General features: G+C 60.9%; 14 protein-coding genes and 1 riboswitch. Of the genes, 11 read left to right on the forward strand and 3 right to left on the reverse strand.

What is annotated here, in order from left to right; all coding sequences use genetic code 11:
* Positions 1 to 156: 156 nt before the first annotated feature.
* A complete protein-coding gene (locus BK670_RS01785; protein ID WP_123448367.1) occupies positions 157 to 1590 on the reverse strand; it encodes a TolC family outer membrane protein in 1434 nt (477 codons plus the stop codon).
* A 206-nt stretch (positions 1591 to 1796) separates the two neighbouring features.
* Positions 1797 to 1902, forward strand: a riboswitch (TPP riboswitch).
* A 146-nt stretch (positions 1903 to 2048) separates the two neighbouring features.
* On the opposite strand from BK670_RS01785, the gene thiC reads away from it, so the two are divergent.
* Positions 2049 to 3938, forward strand: a complete 1890-nt coding sequence (thiC, locus tag BK670_RS01790; RefSeq protein WP_123448368.1) for a phosphomethylpyrimidine synthase ThiC — start codon at positions 2049 to 2051, stop codon at positions 3936 to 3938.
* A 220-nt stretch (positions 3939 to 4158) separates the two neighbouring features.
* On the forward strand, positions 4159 to 5451 hold the full coding sequence (gene cytX / locus BK670_RS01795) for a putative hydroxymethylpyrimidine transporter CytX (protein ID WP_123448369.1): 1293 nt from the start codon (positions 4159 to 4161) through the stop codon (positions 5449 to 5451).
* Here the strand turns inward: cytX and BK670_RS01800 are convergent.
* The gene (locus BK670_RS01800; RefSeq protein ID WP_123448370.1) at positions 5420 to 6166 is read right to left on the reverse strand and encodes an RsiV family protein; all 747 of its coding nucleotides are present in this window, start codon (positions 6164 to 6166) and stop codon (positions 5420 to 5422) included. The genes cytX and BK670_RS01800 overlap by 32 nt on opposite strands.
* Positions 6167 to 6394: 228 nt before the next feature.
* Here BK670_RS01800 and BK670_RS01805 point away from each other — a divergent pair, with 228 nt between their 5' ends.
* The 9 genes from BK670_RS01805 to BK670_RS01850 all read left to right on the forward strand — a co-directional run bounded on the left by BK670_RS01805 (position 6395) and on the right by BK670_RS01850 (position 15809).
* Positions 6395 to 7012 carry an NUDIX domain-containing protein gene (locus tag BK670_RS01805; protein ID WP_123448371.1) on the forward strand — a complete coding sequence of 206 codons (618 nt, stop codon included), beginning with the start codon at positions 6395 to 6397 and terminating at the stop codon, positions 7010 to 7012.
* Entirely contained in the window at positions 7003 to 7455 is a 453-nt protein-coding gene (locus BK670_RS01810) for a DUF1249 domain-containing protein (RefSeq protein ID WP_034151669.1), read from the forward strand. Before BK670_RS01805 ends, BK670_RS01810 begins: the two co-directional genes overlap by 10 nt.
* 99 nt (positions 7456 to 7554) lie before the next feature.
* Entirely contained in the window at positions 7555 to 8370 is an 816-nt protein-coding gene (gene cpdA, locus BK670_RS01815) for a 3',5'-cyclic-AMP phosphodiesterase (protein WP_123448372.1), read from the forward strand.
* Positions 8371 to 8581: 211 nt separating this feature from the next.
* On the forward strand, positions 8582 to 9190 hold the full coding sequence (locus BK670_RS01825) for a YqiA/YcfP family alpha/beta fold hydrolase (RefSeq protein WP_123448373.1): 609 nt from the start codon (positions 8582 to 8584) through the stop codon (positions 9188 to 9190).
* Positions 9191 to 9231: 41 nt separating this feature from the next.
* Positions 9232 to 11139 carry a DNA topoisomerase IV subunit B gene (gene parE / locus BK670_RS01830; protein ID WP_095047278.1) on the forward strand — a complete coding sequence of 636 codons (1908 nt, stop codon included), beginning with the start codon at positions 9232 to 9234 and terminating at the stop codon, positions 11137 to 11139.
* Positions 11139 to 12128 carry an esterase-like activity of phytase family protein gene (locus tag BK670_RS01835; protein WP_123448374.1) on the forward strand — a complete coding sequence of 330 codons (990 nt, stop codon included), beginning with the start codon at positions 11139 to 11141 and terminating at the stop codon, positions 12126 to 12128. The genes parE and BK670_RS01835 overlap by 1 nt, the downstream gene beginning before the upstream one ends.
* Positions 12125 to 12649 (forward strand): retropepsin-like aspartic protease family protein, encoded by a 525-nt coding sequence (locus BK670_RS01840; protein WP_007915776.1) that lies wholly within the window; start codon positions 12125 to 12127, stop codon positions 12647 to 12649. Before BK670_RS01835 ends, BK670_RS01840 begins: the two co-directional genes overlap by 4 nt.
* A 7-nt stretch (positions 12650 to 12656) precedes the next feature.
* Positions 12657 to 14921 carry a DNA topoisomerase IV subunit A gene (gene parC / locus BK670_RS01845; RefSeq protein ID WP_123448375.1) on the forward strand — a complete coding sequence of 755 codons (2265 nt, stop codon included), beginning with the start codon at positions 12657 to 12659 and terminating at the stop codon, positions 14919 to 14921.
* 177 nt (positions 14922 to 15098) lie between these two features.
* Positions 15099 to 15809 carry a PqiC family protein gene (locus tag BK670_RS01850; protein ID WP_123448376.1) on the forward strand — a complete coding sequence of 237 codons (711 nt, stop codon included), beginning with the start codon at positions 15099 to 15101 and terminating at the stop codon, positions 15807 to 15809.
* Between the two features lie 335 nt (positions 15810 to 16144).
* Here the strand turns inward: BK670_RS01850 and BK670_RS01855 are convergent, their stop codons facing one another.
* Complete coding sequence (locus BK670_RS01855; RefSeq protein ID WP_123448377.1) at positions 16145 to 17650, reverse strand: AhpA/YtjB family protein; 1506 nt, start codon at positions 17648 to 17650, stop codon at positions 16145 to 16147.
* Between the last annotated feature and the right edge of the window lie 64 nt (positions 17651 to 17714).

Consider the following 17714-nt stretch of genomic DNA (forward strand, 5'->3'; position numbering starts at 1 on the left):
GCAGTCGTAAAACCTGATCACTCGATGTGTCAGATTTGGGGCCGCTTCGCAGCCCAGCGGGAGCAAGCTCCCTCGCCACAAAAAGCAAAAAGATCACGGCGTGTAGCATCTCCCCTGCAGGCGCTGCCGAAGGCTGCGATCTTTTGCTTTTAAGGCTTAAGGCCGCGCCTTGAGCTGCGCCTCGGCAGCCTTGGCCAGATCCGGCGGGAGGAAGTCCTTGTCCGGGTTGTAATCGGCTTTCAGATACCTCCGCAGATCTTCCAGGTCACCCGGGTTCAGCGTCCCCGCCGCTTGCTTCAAACGCAGGTTATCGAGGATGTAGTCATAACGCGTGTTGTTGTAGTTGCGCACAGAGGTGTACAGCTGACGCTGGGCATCGAGCACGTCAACGATGTTGCGCGTACCCACCTGATAGCCGATTTCCGTGGCTTCCACCGCGCTCTGGTTGGAGATGATCGACTGACGACGCGCCTGCACCTGCTCGACGTCGGTGTTCACCGCGCGGTGCAGGTTGCGGGTGTTTTCCACAACCTGGCGACGCAGCGATTCGCGCTGCTGTTCGCTCTGGTCCAGTTGCGCATACGACTGACGCACTTGCGAGCTGGTCAGCCCGCCGCTGTAGATCGGGATGTTCAGTTGCAGGCCCAGCGTGCTCTGCTCGACGTTACCGCCGTAGGGTGCACCGAACGAGTTCGGGTTGGCGAAACCGAGGGCGTCGTTGTCACCTTTCTCGTATTTCGCCACCGCGTCGAGGGTCGGCAAGTGGCCGGCCTTGCGTTGCTTGAGCGTTTGCTCGGCAGAGCTGACCGCATAGTTGCTGGCGAGCAGATTGAGGTTCTGCCGCGCCGCCGTGTCGACCCAGGATTTGGCGTCGTTTGGCGCTGGCGGCAGGATCGGCAGCGTGTGGACGATGCCCTGAATCGAGTTGTACTGACGATTGGTCAGGGTGATCAGCGCTTCGAACGCGTCATCGACCTGACGCTGGGCAACGATCCGGTTAGCCCGTGCGGTGTCGTAACTGGCTTGCGATTGCAGCACGTCGGTCTTGTCCGACAGGCCGACATCGAAGCGTTCGTTGGACTGGTCGAGCTGGCGCTTGAACGCCGCTTCTTCGGCCTTGGTCGAGGCGAGGTTGTCCTGGCTGCGCAGCACGTTGAAGTAGCTTTCGGCCGATTGCAGGATCAGGTTCTGCTCGGTCGCCGACAGTTGCAGTGCGGCTTGTTCGTTGACGTCTTTGGCCGCCTGGTACTGGAACCAGCGATCGGCGCGGAACAACGGCTGGGCCAGTGTCGCTTGATAGGAGTGAGCGCTGCGATTGGCAATGGCCGAAGGCTGATCGATCGAGGTGCGCACGTTGGCCGTTTCGGCACCACCGGACAGGTTTGGCAGCAGCCCGGCGCGGGCCTGCGGCACCACTTCTTTCTGCGCGCCGTACTGGGCGCGTGCGGCGGCGAGATCGGCGTTGTTGTCGACCGCTTCCTGATAGACGCTGACCAGATCGGTTTTGGTCGACAAGGGCGCTTCTGCTGCCCAGGCCATTGCGTTGGACGCACAAGACACGGCCAGAGCCAGTGAGAGTTTGCGCAGCATGAGGCGATCCCTAGCATTAATATTATGGAAATAATCCGGGCGCCAAAGGTAAGGCGCAGGCCCCACAGCGTCAAGGCGTGGCGGGGCAAGGCGAGTGTAGTTGCGCAAGCGCAGCACAACAATCGGCCAAGCCCCTGTATTTATGCCATTCATCATGGTGTTTGCTGCGGTGTTGGCGTTCTTTGCCGGTTGTGTCTAGACTGGCCGGGTTCTTGTCGGGGTGCCTTGCTATGAGGCTGAGATCGAATAATTTCGGATCCCGTTGAACCTGATCAGGTTAGCGCCTGCGTAGGGAACAAGATTTCTCGTCACCCGGCGAGTCCTCTTGTGCTTCGTCCGGGAAATTGTTCGACAATCGAACGCTCGACGACGATGCACAGCACCGGTCCTGGTGCGTCCGTGCCTTTCAGGTTCTACTCCGACAATCCACTGCCTGGATGCTGTCTGGAGAGCCCGTGATGACTACAAAATCAAAAAACGCGATCAACCTGAGTGACTCGGCCAAGGTCGACGAGCAATCGGTCAAACCGTTCACCCGTTCGCAAAAAGTCTACGTTCAGGGCTCGCGCCCGGACATCCGCGTGCCGATGCGCGAAATCACCCTCGATGTGACGCCGACCGACTTCGGCGGCGAAATCAACGCGCCGGTCACCGTCTATGACACTTCGGGCCCGTACACCGATCCGAACGTAGTGATCGACGTGCGCAAAGGTCTGGGCGATGTGCGTTCGGCGTGGATCGACGACCGTGGCGACACCGAGCGCCTGTCGGGCCTGAGTTCGAACTTCGGCCAGCAGCGTCTGGCCGACGCTGAACTGACCAAACTGCGTTTCGCCCACGTTAACAATCCGCGCCGGGCCAAGGCCGGGGCTAACGTCAGCCAGATGCACTACGCGCGCCAAGGCATCATCACTGCCGAGATGGAATACGTCGCCATCCGCGAAAACATGAAACTGCAAGAGGCCCGCGCTGCCGGCCTTTTGCAGCAACAACACGCCGGCCACAGCTTCGGCGCGAGCATTCCGAAAGAAATTACCCCTGAGTTCGTCCGCGAAGAAATCGCCCGTGGTCGCGCGATCATTCCGGCCAACATCAACCACGTCGAGCTGGAGCCGATGATCATCGGCCGTAACTTCCTGGTGAAGATCAACGGCAACATCGGCAACAGCGCACTGGGTTCTTCGATCGAAGAAGAAGTGGCGAAACTGACCTGGGGCATTCGCTGGGGCTCGGACACCGTGATGGACTTGTCCACCGGTAAACACATTCACGAAACCCGCGAGTGGATCATCCGCAACTCGCCCGTGCCGATCGGCACCGTGCCGATCTATCAGGCGCTGGAGAAGGTCAACGGCGTTGCTGAAGACCTGACTTGGGAGCTGTTCCGCGACACGCTGATCGAACAGGCCGAGCAGGGTGTCGACTACTTCACCATCCACGCCGGCGTATTGCTGCGCTATGTGCCGCTGACCGCCAAACGCGTGACCGGCATCGTTTCCCGTGGTGGTTCGATCATGGCCAAGTGGTGCCTGGCGCACCACAAAGAGAACTTCCTCTACACCCATTTCGACGAAATCTGCGAAATCATGAAGGCCTACGACGTCAGCTTCTCGCTGGGCGATGGCCTGCGTCCGGGCTCGATTGCCGACGCAAACGACGAAGCGCAATTCGGCGAACTGGAAACCCTCGGCGAGCTGACCAAGATCGCCTGGAAGCACGACGTGCAGTGCATGATCGAAGGTCCGGGCCACGTGCCGATGCAGTTGATCAAAGAGAACATGGACAAGCAGCTCGAGTGCTGCGACGAGGCGCCGTTCTACACCCTCGGCCCACTGACCACCGACATCGCCCCAGGCTACGACCACATCACCTCCGGTATCGGTGCGGCGATGATCGGTTGGTTCGGTTGCGCCATGCTTTGCTACGTGACGCCGAAGGAACACTTGGGCCTGCCGAACAAGGATGACGTGAAGACCGGGATCATCACCTACAAGATCGCTGCCCACGCAGCGGACCTTGCGAAGGGCCATCCGGGCGCACAGATTCGCGACAACGCCTTGAGCAAGGCGCGGTTCGAGTTCCGTTGGGAAGACCAGTTCAACCTCGGCCTCGACCCGGATACCGCACGTTCCTATCACGACGAGACCCTGCCGAAGGATTCGGCCAAGGTCGCGCATTTCTGCTCGATGTGCGGGCCGAAATTCTGCTCGATGAAGATCACTCAGGAAGTCCGTGAATACGCGGCCAACCAGCGGATCGACGCGGTCGACGTGGACGTCGCCCAAGGCCTGGCGGAACAGGCCGAGCGGTTCAAGAAGGAAGGCAGTCAGCTGTACAAGAAGGTTTGATCTGACCTGAAAGGCTCTGGGATCACCGGAGCCTATGTGGCGAGGGAGCTTGCTCCCGCTCGGCTGCGAAGCAGTCGTAAATCCGGCCAATGCGTTCTGATTGAAAGAACGGGTTGACCGGTTTTGGGTCTGCTGTACAGACCAGCGGGAGCAAGCTCCCTCGCCACAGGAATGGTGTGCGATCACACACAACAACAAATGTCCCTCTGAGATAACACCCTTGAGCATTCAACCCGGCACCTATTCCCCCGACCTCGCCGTACCCGCCGACAAGCGTGTATTCGGCGGTCGCGATCTGTTTTCCCTGTGGTTCTCCCTCGGCATCGGCCTGATGGTTTTGCAGACCGGCGCATTGCTCGCGCCAGGCCTGGGCCTGTCCGGCTCGCTGCTGGCGATTTTCCTCGGCACACTGGTCGGCGTTTTGCTGCTGGCCGCTGTCGGTGTGATCGGCAGCGACACCGGCCTGTCGTCGATGGCCGCGCTGAAACTCAGCCTCGGCAGCAAAGGCGCGAGCCTGCCGGCGCTACTCAATTTGCTGCAACTGATTGGCTGGGGTTCGTTCGAAATCATCGTCATGCGTGACGCCGCCAGTCTGCTCGGCACTCGTGCGTTCAGCGAAGGTTCGCTGTGGTCGAACCCGATGTTATGGACGCTGTTTTTCGGCGCTCTGGCAACATTGCTCGCGGTCAGCGGCCCGCTGACTTTCGTGCGGCAGATCCTGCGCAAGTGGGGCATCTGGCTGTTACTGGCGGCGTGCCTGTGGCTGACCTGGAACCTGTTCGCCAAAGCCGATCTGGCGGATCTCTGGTCGCGTGCCGGTGACGGTTCGATGCCGTTCGCCGTGGGCTTCGACATCGCCATCGCCATGCCGCTGTCGTGGCTGCCGCTGATCGCCGATTACTCGCGTTTCGGCAAACGCGCGAAAAACGTCTTCGGTGGTACTGCCGTCGGTTTCTTCATCGGTAACTTTTGGCTGATGAGCCTCGGCGTCGCTTACACCCTGGCGTTCGCGCCGAGCGGTGAAGTCAACGCGCTGCTGCTGGCACTGGCCGGTGCCGGTCTGGGCATTCCGCTGCTGCTGATTCTGCTGGATGAGTCGGAAAACGCTTTCGCCGACATTCATTCGGCAGCGGTATCGAGCGGGATTCTGTTGCGTCTGAAAGTCGAGCATCTGGCCTTGGCCATCGGCGTGATCTGCACGCTGATCGCACTGCTGGCGCCGTTGGCGCAGTACCAGAATTTCCTGCTGTTGATCGGCTCGGTGTTTGCGCCGCTGTTCGGCGTGGTGCTGGTCGATCATTTCATCCTGCGCAAGCGTAGTGCTCAGGTTGCGTCAGCCGCATTGCGCTGGCCGGCGTTGTTGGCGTGGCTGGGAGGCGTGAGCACCTACCACTTGCTGGCGAATCTGTATCCGGATGTCGGCGCAACCCTGCCGGCGCTGGTGCTGGCAGGGCTGTTGCAACTAGTGCTGGGCCGGGCCTTCAGTTACGGCCGGGAAACAGCTCGGGCTTGAGAATGCCGTTCAGGCGCGGGTAAGGAATCTTCAGTTCGACGTGGCCCAGCGCGTAAGGCGCAAGGGTGCTCACGTCGTACTTGAGGATCACGCCGCCATAGGTCAGCGCCACGTTCGGGGTTTTCACGAACGGCCAGCTCTTCACAAAGTCCGCTTCCTGGTCGAGCTTGGTGCTGATCAACCAGCTGTTGTGCGCCACTTGCGCTGCTTTCCAGAACGCCTCTTCCTGACCCGGCACGAGCATGTCGGACAGGTTCAGTACTTTGTGCTGCTGGCGCGAATAGTTGATGAAACCGCGACCCGGTGTGCCATGGGCGCCGCCGGTGTCGAGGTAGCTCGACAACTCGATGATCACCAAGCCGTCATGCTGCTCGCGTACTTTCGCTTGCAGGTAGCTGCTGTTGCGCGGGCCGGCGCTGGCCAGAAACTGCTCGCGATAGGCCGCCAGGGTTGGCGCCACCGGCGCGTTTTGCTCGGTGCGGGTCATTTGCAGCAGGCGTTTTTCGATGATGCCGTCCAGCGCCGGTTCGGCCGGGAAGCGCAGGGTGTCGATGTTGACCAGCGGGCAATCAGGGTTGGAACATCCAGGCTTGAGCTGTTCCGAGGCATCGCGGGTGGTTTCCAGCGGTGTGCGGTAGTTGGGCTGGAACAGGCTCGCGCACGCGCCGAGGGTCAGGGCGATGGCGGCCACGGAGGCAATTTTGAAAAGCGACATGGGCGTCCTTTCTGAAACAGGGGAAGGCAAAAAGATATCCGCTTCGACTCTCGCAGAAGCAGTCAGTTCGCCACTAAGCTAATTAGAGTGGGTTTCGCCGCCACCGTCCATCCCGCTGACGGTAAAGGGGCTGCATCAAACCGTGCGGGCGCGTTAGGATGGCGCGAAGTCGAGGTTGCCAGTCACCAACAGCAACCGCGTAATGGATCTGCAGTAAAGAGGATGCTCATGACTGATTTTGCCAACGCCATTCCGACCACCGTCGACGTCGTACGACGCGAACGCTGCTACGAGGGTTTTTACAAACTCGAGCGTTTGCACCTGCGTCATGAATTGTTCGCCGGTGGCATGAGCCGCGAGATCAACCGTGAAGTGTTTGTGCGTCATGATGCCGTGTGCATGCTGCCCTACGATCCGCAGCGCGACGAAGTGGTGTTGATCGAGCAGTTCCGCGTTGGCGCCATGGGCAAGACCGACAATCCGTGGCTGGTCGAGCTGGTCGCTGGTCTGATCGACAAGGCCGAAGTGCCGGAAGAAGTTGCTCACCGCGAGGCGCAGGAGGAAGCTGGGCTGGACATCAAGGCCCTGTGGCCGATGACCAAATATTTCCCGTCGCCGGGCGGCAGCAACGAGTTCGTGCATTTGTATCTGGGGCGTTGCAGTACGGAAGGCGTTGGCGGCCTGCATGGCCTGGAAGAAGAGGCAGAAGATATCCGCGTCACGGTCTGGGCTTTTGAAGATGCCTTTCAGGCCGTCCGTGACGGACGCATTGCCAACGCGGCGAGCATCATCGCTTTGCAGTGGCTGGCGCTGAACCGCGCCGAAGTGAGGGGGTTATGGTCGTAAACAAGTTGCGCGATCGCTATCGAGTCGACCTCGTGGGGCTGCAAGCCGCCTGCGAGGCCAACTACGCGCGCCTGATGCGACTGGTCCCGGACATGCGCAACGAACCCGAGGCGCGACGCATCGCCGTCACTCAGGGTGAGCAGATGCTTGGCGTACTGGCCCTCGAAGTGCTGCAAACCTGCCCGTACACCACGACGCTGCAAGTGCGTCAGGAGCACAGCCTGCCATGGCTGCCGGTGCCGCAACTGGAAGTGCAGGTCTATCACGACGCGCGCATGGCCGAAGTGGTCAGCGCCGAACATGCGCGACGCTTTCGCGGCATCTATCCTTACCCGAATGCAGCGATGCATCAGCCGGATGAAAAGGCGCAGCTCAATCTGTTCTTGGGGGAATGGCTGAGTCATTGTCTGGCGTTGGGGCATGAGTACGAAGTCGTACGCTAGTTGTGAACTGTGTCCGGTTCGGCGGTTTCCTCTTTCACTGATCCCCCAGCATAATTGCGGCACTTGATCGATTCCGTGCTTTTGCCTTGGGAGAGCGCCTTGCCGAGCGTATCCACGTTGACCACCGCCGATGCGGCGTTGCTGGTGCAGTTGTCCGACAGCCATCTGTTTGCTGAAACGGATGGCACGCTGCTGGGCATGAACACCCGCGAGAGCCTGCAGAAAGTCATCGAACGGGTGCTGGAGCAGCAGCCGCAAATCGATCTGATGCTGGCTACGGGTGATATTTCCCAGGACGGCACACTGGAGTCGTATCAGCAGTTTCGTGAACTGACCGCACAGATCGAGGCCCCGGCGCGCTGGATTCCCGGCAATCACGATGAGCCGCAGATCATGGCCGTGGCGGCGGTGCAAAGTGCCTTGCTCGACCCTGTGGTCGACATCGGCAACTGGCGGGTGACGATGCTCGATTCCGCGGTGCCGGGCTCGGTGCCCGGGTATCTTCAGGATGATCAATTGCAACTGTTGGCCCGCGCGCTGAGCGAAGCGCCGGAGCGCCATCATCTGGTGTGTTTTCACCATCATCCGGTGTCGATCGGTTGTGCGTGGATGGAGCCGATCGGTTTGCGCAATCCAGAAGCGTTCTTCGAAGTGCTGGATCGTTTTCCACAGGCGCGCGCCGTGTTGTGGGGGCATGTGCATCAGGAGATTGATCGCGAGCGTAATGGCGTGCGGTTGATGGCTTCGCCTTCGACGTGCATTCAGTTTGAGCCAGGGAGTGAGGACTTCAAAGTCGGTGAGCAGGCGCCGGGGTATCGGTGGTTGCGGTTGTTGCCGGATGGTCGGCTGGAAACCGGCGTTGAGCGCGTTACCGGATTCGAGTTCACAGTCGACTACGGTTCTGAAGGTTACTGAAATCATTGTGGCGAGGGAGCTTGCTCCCGCTGGGCTGCGTAGCAGACCCAGACTCAGTCACCGCGTCAGCGCAGAAGAGAGCAATTGTCTGGGTTACGACTGCTGCGCAGCCGAGCGGGAGCAAGCTCCCTCGCCACAGGGTTTTTGTTTATGCCCTTACACTGACTCCCTGTAAACTCCGCTCTCTTTCGCCGACACCCAGGGAGCTCCAATGTCCGGTTCGATCCTTTATATCCACGGTTTCAACAGCGCCCCGGCCTCGAAAAAGGCCTGTCAGCTGGTCGCGGTGATGGAGCGGCTGGGGTTGAGCGAGCAACTGCGTGTCCCGGCCCTGCATCACCACCCGCGTGAAGCCATCGGTCAGTTGGAGCAAGCGATTGCCGAACTGGGCAGCCCGCTGCTGGTGGGAAGCTCACTCGGCGGCTACTATGCGACTCACTTGGCCGAGCGCCATGGCCTGAAAGCCCTGCTGGTGAACCCGGCGGTCAGCCCGCACCGGATGTTCGACGGCTATCTGGGCCCGCAGAAAAACCTGTACACCGATGAAACCTGGGAATTGACCCACGACCACGTCACGGCGCTGGCCGAACTGGAAGTGCCGGCGCCTCAGGATGCACAGCGCTATCAGGTATGGTTGCAGACCGGCGATGAAACACTGGATTATCGCCTCGCCCAGCAGTATTACCGGGCCTGTGCATTGCGCATTCAGGCCGGCGGCGACCATGGGTTTCAGGGTTTTGCCGGGCAATTGCCGGCGTTGCTGAGTTTTGCCGGCATTGGCGCCGATGTGTATCAGGCAATCGATTTCACCGAACTGTGAAGTCTTGCCCCTATTTCATGAATGACTGACGACGAGACCCTATGGCCACTCCCAGCGCTAGCTCTTATAACGCCGACGCCATCGAAGTCCTCTCGGGCCTCGACCCGGTGCGCAAACGCCCCGGCATGTACACCGACACCAGTCGGCCGAACCACCTCGCCCAGGAAGTCATCGACAACAGCGTCGACGAAGCCCTGGCCGGCCACGCCAAGTCGGTGCAGGTCATCCTGCACGCCGACCATTCGCTGGAAGTCAGCGACGACGGCCGTGGCATGCCGGTCGACATCCACCCGGAAGAGGGCGTGTCGGGCGTTGAGCTGATCCTCACCAAGCTCCATGCGGGCGGCAAGTTTTCCAACAAGAACTACCAGTTCTCCGGCGGTCTGCACGGGGTAGGTATTTCCGTGGTCAACGCCTTGTCGACCGAAGTCCGTGTGCGCGTCAAGCGTGACGGCAACGAATACCAGATGACCTTCAACGACGGCTTCAAGGCCTCCGAGCTGGAAATCGTTGGCACCGTTGGCAAGCGCAATACCGGCACCAGCGTGTACTTCGCGCCGGATCCGAAGTATTTCGATTCACCGAAATTCTCCATCAGCCGCCTCAAGCACGTGCTCAAGGCCAAGGCTGTGTTGTGCCCGGGCCTGTTGGTCAGCTTTGAAGACAAAGGCACCGGCGAGAAAGTCGAATGGCATTACGAAGACGGCCTGCGCTCCTATCTGGTCGATGCCGTCAGCGAATTCGAACGCCTGCCGGACGAACCGTTCTGCGGCGCTTTCGCCGGTAATAAGGAAGCGGTCGACTGGGCGCTGCTGTGGTTGCCGGAAGGTGGCGACGCGGTGCAGGAAAGCTACGTCAACCTGATCCCGACGGCGCAGGGCGGTACCCACGTCAACGGTTTGCGTCAGGGCCTGCTTGATGCGATGCGCGAGTTCTGCGAATTCCGCAGCCTGCTGCCGCGCGGCGTGAAGCTGGCGCCGGAAGACGTCTGGGAGCGGATCGCTTTCGTGCTGTCGATGAAGATGCAGGAGCCGCAATTCTCCGGCCAGACCAAAGAGCGTCTGTCGTCGCGTGAAGCGGCGGCGTTCGTCTCCGGTGTGGTCAAGGACGCCTTCAGCCTGTGGCTCAACGCCAACCCGGAGACCGGTCTGGCCCTGGCGGAACTGGCGATCAACAACGCCGGTCGTCGTCTCAAGGCAAGCAAGAAAGTCGAGCGTAAACGCGTCACCCAGGGGCCGGCACTGCCGGGCAAACTGGCTGACTGCGCCGGGCAGGATCCGATGCGTTCCGAACTGTTTCTGGTCGAGGGTGATTCCGCCGGCGGTTCCGCCAAGCAAGCGCGGGACAAGGAATTCCAGGCGATCCTGCCGTTGCGCGGCAAGATCCTCAACACTTGGGAAGTCGACGGCAGCGAGGTACTCGCCAGCCAGGAAGTGCACAACATTGCCGTGGCCATCGGTGTCGATCCGGGTGCAGCGGACATGAGCCAGCTGCGCTACGGCAAAATCTGCATCCTCGCCGACGCCGACTCCGACGGTCTGCATATCGCAACCTTGCTGTGTGCGCTGTTCGTCCAGCATTTCCGCCCGCTGGTCGATGCCGGTCACGTCTACGTGGCAATGCCGCCGCTGTACCGTATCGACCTGGGCAAAGAGATTTACTACGCCCTCGACGAAGCCGAACGCGACGGCATTCTCGATCGTCTGGTCGCCGAGAAGAAACGCGGTAAACCACAGGTCACCCGATTCAAAGGTCTGGGTGAAATGAACCCGCCACAGCTGCGTGAAACCACCATGGACCCGAACACTCGGCGCCTGGTGCAACTGACACTGGGCGAAGACTTCGCTGAAACCTCGGAAATGATGGACATGCTGCTGGCGAAGAAACGCGCCGGTGACCGCAAGACCTGGCTTGAATCCAAAGGCAACCTCGCCGAGGTGCTGGCCTGATGCGGTTTGGCTGGGCCTTGGCGGGTGCGTTGCTGCTGAGTGCGATGAGCGTGTCGGCCGAGCCGTTGCAGGAATTGCGCGTGCTCTCCGAGCACCCGGTCGACGGCATGCGCGGCGGTAACCTGTCGGGGCTGGCCATGTGTGGCAGCGAGTTGTGGACGGTGTCGGACCGCGATGACGATCAGATCTATCGGCTCAATACCGCCGAACAGGTCTGGCAGGCCGAAGCCTTGCACATCGACGTCCCCCTGGTGCCGGAGACCGGTTTGCCGTGGGGGTTGCGCTCGCGCAACTGGGCCGCTTCGTTCGTGCGCGGTGGCGACCTGGATTTCGAAGGTATCAGCTGCGACAGCGCCGGCAATCGCTACATTGTCAGCGAGGGCCATGCGGCGGTCTTGCAGGTGCCCGTCAGCGGCCCGGTCAACTGGCTGAAGATCTCGCCGATGATGGTTCGCGAAGCACGGGCCAGCGGCATGCTCCTGCATTTCAATGCGATCTTCGAAGGCCTGGCGATCAATCCGGCGGGCGATCAGATGTGGCTGGCCGCCGAACGGCAAAGCCGTGGCTTGCTGCTGATCAAGCGCCGGCAGACGGTGTGGGATTGCGATGGTCGTTGCGTGCTGCTCAGCGAGGGCGGCAAGGAAATGCAGCCGCCGCAGTTCCCGAAGGCCAGAGCGGTCGACCGGGACTTTTCCGACCTTTCGTTGTTTAACGGCAAATTGTTTACCCTTGAGCGCAACGCCTTCCAGATTTGTCGGCGCGATGCGCAGACCGCCAAGGTCGAGCGTTGCTGGTCGTACGCCGCTGAATTGTTGCAGGCCAACCGCCGCTACTCGCAGAACTTCGGGTTGGAAGAGGCGCTGATCGTTGACGCTGAGGGTGCGTGGGTCGGCGTTGACAATAATTTTGGGCCGCGTGCCGACGGTGAGGTTCGGCCGATCGTCTGGCGCTTCGCCGCGCCTGAGGGTGGCTGGAGCGCGAAGCCGTGAGCCAGCAACCCCCGGGCAAACGCGCCGGTCGGGTGCTGATGATTCTGGCATGGTGCGCGGCGCTGTTTCTGGCGACGCGGTTTTTCGGCCAGTGGGAGCAACGCCAGCAGAATCCGAACGTCGTGGTCAGTTCGGAGCAGGGCGAAGGGTTTATCGAGGTGAAGCTGGCCGGCAACGCCCAAGGGCATTTTGTCGCCAGCGGTCAGATCAACGGCGAACCGGTCGAGTTCATGCTCGACACCGGCGCAACCGATGTAGCGATCCCGGCGGATCTGGCCAAGCGTTTGAAGCTGGAAGAAGGTTTCGGTGTGACCCTGAGCACGGCCAATGGCCTGAGCCAGGGCTACCGGACCAAAATCGACCGCCTGCAACTGGGTGACATTGTGCTGCGCGACGTCCGCGCACTGGTGGCGCCGGGGCTGCATGGCGATCAGGTGCTGCTCGGCATGAGCGCCCTGAACAAACTTGAATTTACTCAGCGCGGTGGCACCATGCTGCTGCGCCAGACAACGAACCGATGAGGCCTGCATGAGCAACCCCCTTGATCTCAGCCTGGACGGTGTAGAACGCCGCTCGTTGGCCGACTTCACCGAAAGTGCCTACCTCAATTACTCCATGTACGTGATCATGGACCGTGCTCTGCCGCATATCGGCGACGGCCTGAAACCGGTACAGCGGCGTATCGTCTACGCCATGAGCGAGCTGGGGCTGGACGCTGATTCCAAGCACAAGAAATCGGCGCGTACCGTCGGTGACGTGCTCGGTAAATTCCACCCGCACGGCGACTCGGCGTGCTACGAAGCGATGGTCCTGATGGCGCAGCCGTTCAGCTATCGCTACACGCTGGTCGACGGTCAGGGTAACTGGGGTGCGCCGGACGATCCGAAGTCCTTCGCCGCCATGCGTTACACCGAAGCGCGGTTGTCGCGTTATTCCGAAGTGCTGCTCAGCGAACTCGGTCAGGGCACCGCCGACTGGGGGCCGAACTTCGACGGTACCCTGCAGGAACCTTTGGTCCTGCCAGCGCGCCTGCCAAACATCCTGCTCAACGGCACCACCGGCATTGCCGTGGGCATGGCCACCGACGTGCCGCCGCATAACCTGCGTGAAGTCGCCACCGCTTGCGTGCGCCTGCTTGATGAGCCGAAAGCCACGGTCGAACAGCTCTGCGAACACATTCAAGGTCCGGATTATCCGACCGAAGCGGAAATCATCACGCCGCGTGCCGACCTGCTGAAGATGTACGAAACCGGCAAGGGCTCGGTGCGCATGCGCGCCGTTTACCACGTCGAGGACGGTGACATCATCGTCACCGCGCTGCCGCACCAGGTGTCCGGGGCCAAAGTGCTGGAGCAAATCGCCGCGTTGATGCAGGCCAAACCGTCGAAGGCTCCGCAGATCGCTGACCTGCGCGATGAATCCGACCACGAAAACCCGTGCCGTATTGTGATCATCCCGGTCAACAGCCGCGTCGATCACGAAGCGCTGATGCAGCACTTGTTCGCCAGCACCGAGCTGGAGTCGACCTACCGGGTCAACGTCAACATTATCGGTCTGGACGGCAAGCCGCAGCTGAAAAACCTGCGTGCGCTGCTGGTCGAGTGGCTGGAATTCCGCGTGCTGACCGTGCGTCGTCGCCTGCAATTCCGCCTCGACAAGGTCGAGCGTCGCCTGCACCTGTTGGACGGTTTGTTGATTGCCTACCTCAACCTGGATGAAGTGATCCACATCATCCGTACCGAGGAGCACCCGAAAGCCAAGCTGATCGAGCGTTTCGCCCTCAGTGAGATTCAGGCCGACTACATCCTCGACACCCGTCTGCGTCAGTTGGCGCGACTGGAAGAGATGAAGTTGCGCGACGAGCAGGACGAGTTGCTCAAGGAACAAGCCAAGCTGCAAGCCCTGCTGGGCAGCGAAGCCAAGCTGAAGAAACTGGTGCGCACCGAGCTGTTGAAAGACGCCGAAACCTACGGTGATGACCGTCGGTCGCCGATTGTCGAGCGCGCTGAAGCCAAGGCGCTGACCGAGCACGATTTGCTGCCGAATGAAAAAGTCACCGTGGTGCTGTCGGAAAAAGGCTGGATCCGTTCGGCCAAAGGTCATGACATCGACGCCACCGGCCTGTCGTACAAGGCCGGTGACGGCTTCAAGACTTCGGCGGCGGGGCGCTCCAACCAGTTTGCCGTGTTTATCGACTCGACCGGCCGCAGCTACTCGGTGCCCGCGCACACCTTGCCGTCGGCCCGTGGCCAGGGCGAACCGCTGACCGGCCGCCTGACGCCGCCGCCCGGCGCCACGTTCGAATGCGTGCTGATGCCGGAAGACGATGCGCTGTACGTGATCGCGTCCGACGCCGGTTACGGCTTCGTGGTCAAGGGCGAAGACCTGCAAGCCAAGAACAAGGCCGGTAAAGCCCTGTTGAGCCTGCCGAACAACGCCAAAGTGATCGCGCCACGCCCGGTGACCGATCGCGAGCAGAACTGGCTGGCTTCGGTCACGACCGAAGGTCGCCTGCTGATCTTCAAGATCAGCGATCTGCCACAATTAGGTAAGGGCAAAGGCAACAAGATCATCGGTATTTCCGGTGAGCGCGTGGCCAGTCGCGAAGAATATGTCACGGACATCGCCGTACTTCCGGAAGGCGCCACCTTGGTGCTGCAGGCCGGAAAACGGACCCTGTCGCTGAAGGCCGACGACCTCGAACACTACAAGGGTGAGCGTGGACGTCGTGGCAATAAGCTTCCAAGGGGCTTCCAGCGGGTCGATGCGCTGCTCGTCGAAAACCTCAATTAAGCGTGCTAGACGCGTCGATCCACGATTTAACGCGTAGATCGACGCTTTGGCGCTGGAGTCGGAACGCATATTCACGGATGATATGGCCTTTCCAAGCGCCGGCGTGGCCGAGCGTTCTTCATATTTATTGAGTATTTTCACTGTGGTCAGCCTTGTGGCGGCCACCTGGACGGGATGATGACTGCTCTGCGCCCCCTTATTTTCCTGCTCGCCGGCGTTTTGGGCCTGGCGGGTTGCAGCGTTCACCAGCCGGTGTCGCTGTATCAACTGGACAGCGGAAGTCCGGTTCAGCCTGCGCAAAGCGCGGGTATGGCGGTTTTGTTAGGCCCGGTAGTCGTAGCCGATTACCTGCAACGTGAGACATTGCTGCAACGTCAACCGGACGGCAGCCTGCAGGCAGCGACCGATGGTCGTTGGGCTGGCAGCCTTTCGTCGGATATCGATCAGTTGCTGATGCGTCAGGTCGCTGGCCATCTGGACAGCCAGCGTGTGGTATTGGCACCGGCCACTGCGGGGTTCACTCCGGATGTGCAGGTGTTGCTGACCATCACGCGTCTGGACTCTGGCCAGAAACAACCGGCGATTCTCGATGCGCAATGGCGCCTGATTGACCGTCGTGGTCAGGTACGCGATAACCGCATCGTTCATCTGCAGGAGCTGCATGCTGGCAGTACCGCTTCGCAGGTTCAGGCCCAGGGCATTTTGCTGCAGCGTCTGGCCGAGCAATTGTCGGTAGCGCTCAAGCCGTTGGCCAATCAGCCACCGGTGGCTGAGGTCCCGCGTAAAGCGGCACCGAAGCCAGCAGCACCGGCGGCGGATACCGAGAAGCAGCCGAAGATTCCGATGGCATCGCCGATTCGTACCGATATGGAAGTGTTCCGCTTCTAAGCCGGATCGAGTCAGAACAGAGCCCGCCTTGTGCGGGCTTTGTTGTATCTGGGGGCTAGAAGATCAAAAGCCCCTCATCGGAACGCCGCCCGCCTAGCCCTCTCCCGGAGGGAGAGGGGACCGATTGGGGGATATTGCAGAGTTACGCCGACCTGATCGTCCTGCTGTGAATCCATGATCGACTCGATTTGTCAGGTCGATGTATCGCGTCAGACAACTCGGTCAGTCCCCCTCTCCCTCTGGGAGAGGGCTAGGGTGAGGGGCTTTTCAGTCAGCCACAAAAAAGCCCGCAGACAATCACTCGTCTGCGGGCTTCTGTGTTTCAGGCCTAAGGCTTAAGCCCGACGCTCATGCATCCGCGCCAGTTGCCGCTCGAGCATCGACGGATACGGCTCCATCAACCGCTCTACACAGCAAGCACCTTCAGGGCTGGCAATCGGCCGGATCCGCGCACGCTGGCGAATCAAGGCATCGTCACTGATCTTGCGCTCGACCAGCAGCAGGTTACGGCTGTGTTGCGACAAGGCCAGGGCGTCCTGCGCCGAGTCGGTCAGCAGCAGATCAATCTGGCTCAGACCGAACAGCTCATCGCCCAAAGTCAGGCCCAGCTGCAATTGCAGGGTGATGCCGCTGTCCGCGACTTCAATTTGCAACTGATGGCCCAGTGCCCGCAGCAGCTCGCCGCAGCAGATCGCGTTGGTCAGGTAATCGTCGCCGCTGTCTTCGGTGTGGAAGAGCATCAGCGTGCTGCCGTCGTTCAGGGTTTCGATTTCGCCCTGATACAGCGACGCAGCCTGATCGAGGCAGTCGCGATAGCGCACCTGCAACTCTTCCAGGCGTGCCCGTGGCAAGCGACGCAGTTGTTCTTGCGAGCCCAGTTGCACGGCCAATACGGCGGTGTGCTGCGGCACGCTTGGAGACGGTTGGCGGACGACAGGTTGGGGCGCGCCATTGAGCGACTCGTCGCGCAGGTCGGCGAATGCGTCATCGTCATCATCGTCTTCGACGGTGCTGACCAGATGTCTCGGCGCAGGCTTCTGCGCGGCCATTGGACGGGTTTCGTCGAAACTCGGATCACGCAAGTTGCGCACCTCGAATTCCGGCTCGTCCTCTTCGTCCTCGAACTCAGGCTCCGGTTCAGGTGCAGGCTCCGGCGCGTAGTTGGCGTGCAGCTGACGCGCCAGATCGCCGATTTCATCCTGACGATCGATGCCCGGCGTGTGTTCGTCGATACGGCGCAACCATACCCGCAGTTGCAGCAGCGGCGTCGACAGATAGCGGCCCATGCGCAGGCTCAAGGCCAGCGACAGCGCCAACAGAATCCCGCTGAGAATGCCCATGCTTTGCAGGCTGATGGTCATCGGCTGCTGGAACTGATCCATGTCCAGGCTGATGCGCAGCTGCCCGGCGGTCACGTCCTGGAAAGTGATCTTGCTCTCGTACATGCCCTCGGCTTCGCCCAGCAGGCTGTGCTTGGGCCGCTGACCGGACTCGGCGAGGATGCGGTTATCCACGCTGTAGATCGCCGCGTGGGCCACCAGTTTGTTCTTGGTCAGGTTGTTGAGCAGCACGTTCAGGCTGAGGATGTCGTTGGACACCAACAGCTCTGTGGCAGAGGTCGCGGTCTGCGTGGTCAGGCTTTCGCCCAGCGCATCGGCCTGCTGGTGCATGGCCTGCTTGAATTGCAAACCCATCACGCCGGCATAGATCACCAGGGCCAGAGCGACCAGGATCACGTTATGGCTGGCAATGCGCAATGCAATCGGTACACGGCGGTGGCGCAGTGCACGGAAGATCAGCAGGAAGAAGTTATCGGTTTTAACTGGCGTGGGCCGGTTCACTGAGCTCGGCTCTTTTGTCCGTGAAGTTGACGCGCAGTATAGCGACAGGCCCTAGGCCGGCAAA

This window comes from Pseudomonas fluorescens (genome assembly GCF_003732425.1).
Lineage (GTDB): Bacteria > Pseudomonadota > Gammaproteobacteria > Pseudomonadales > Pseudomonadaceae > Aquipseudomonas > Aquipseudomonas fluorescens_BE.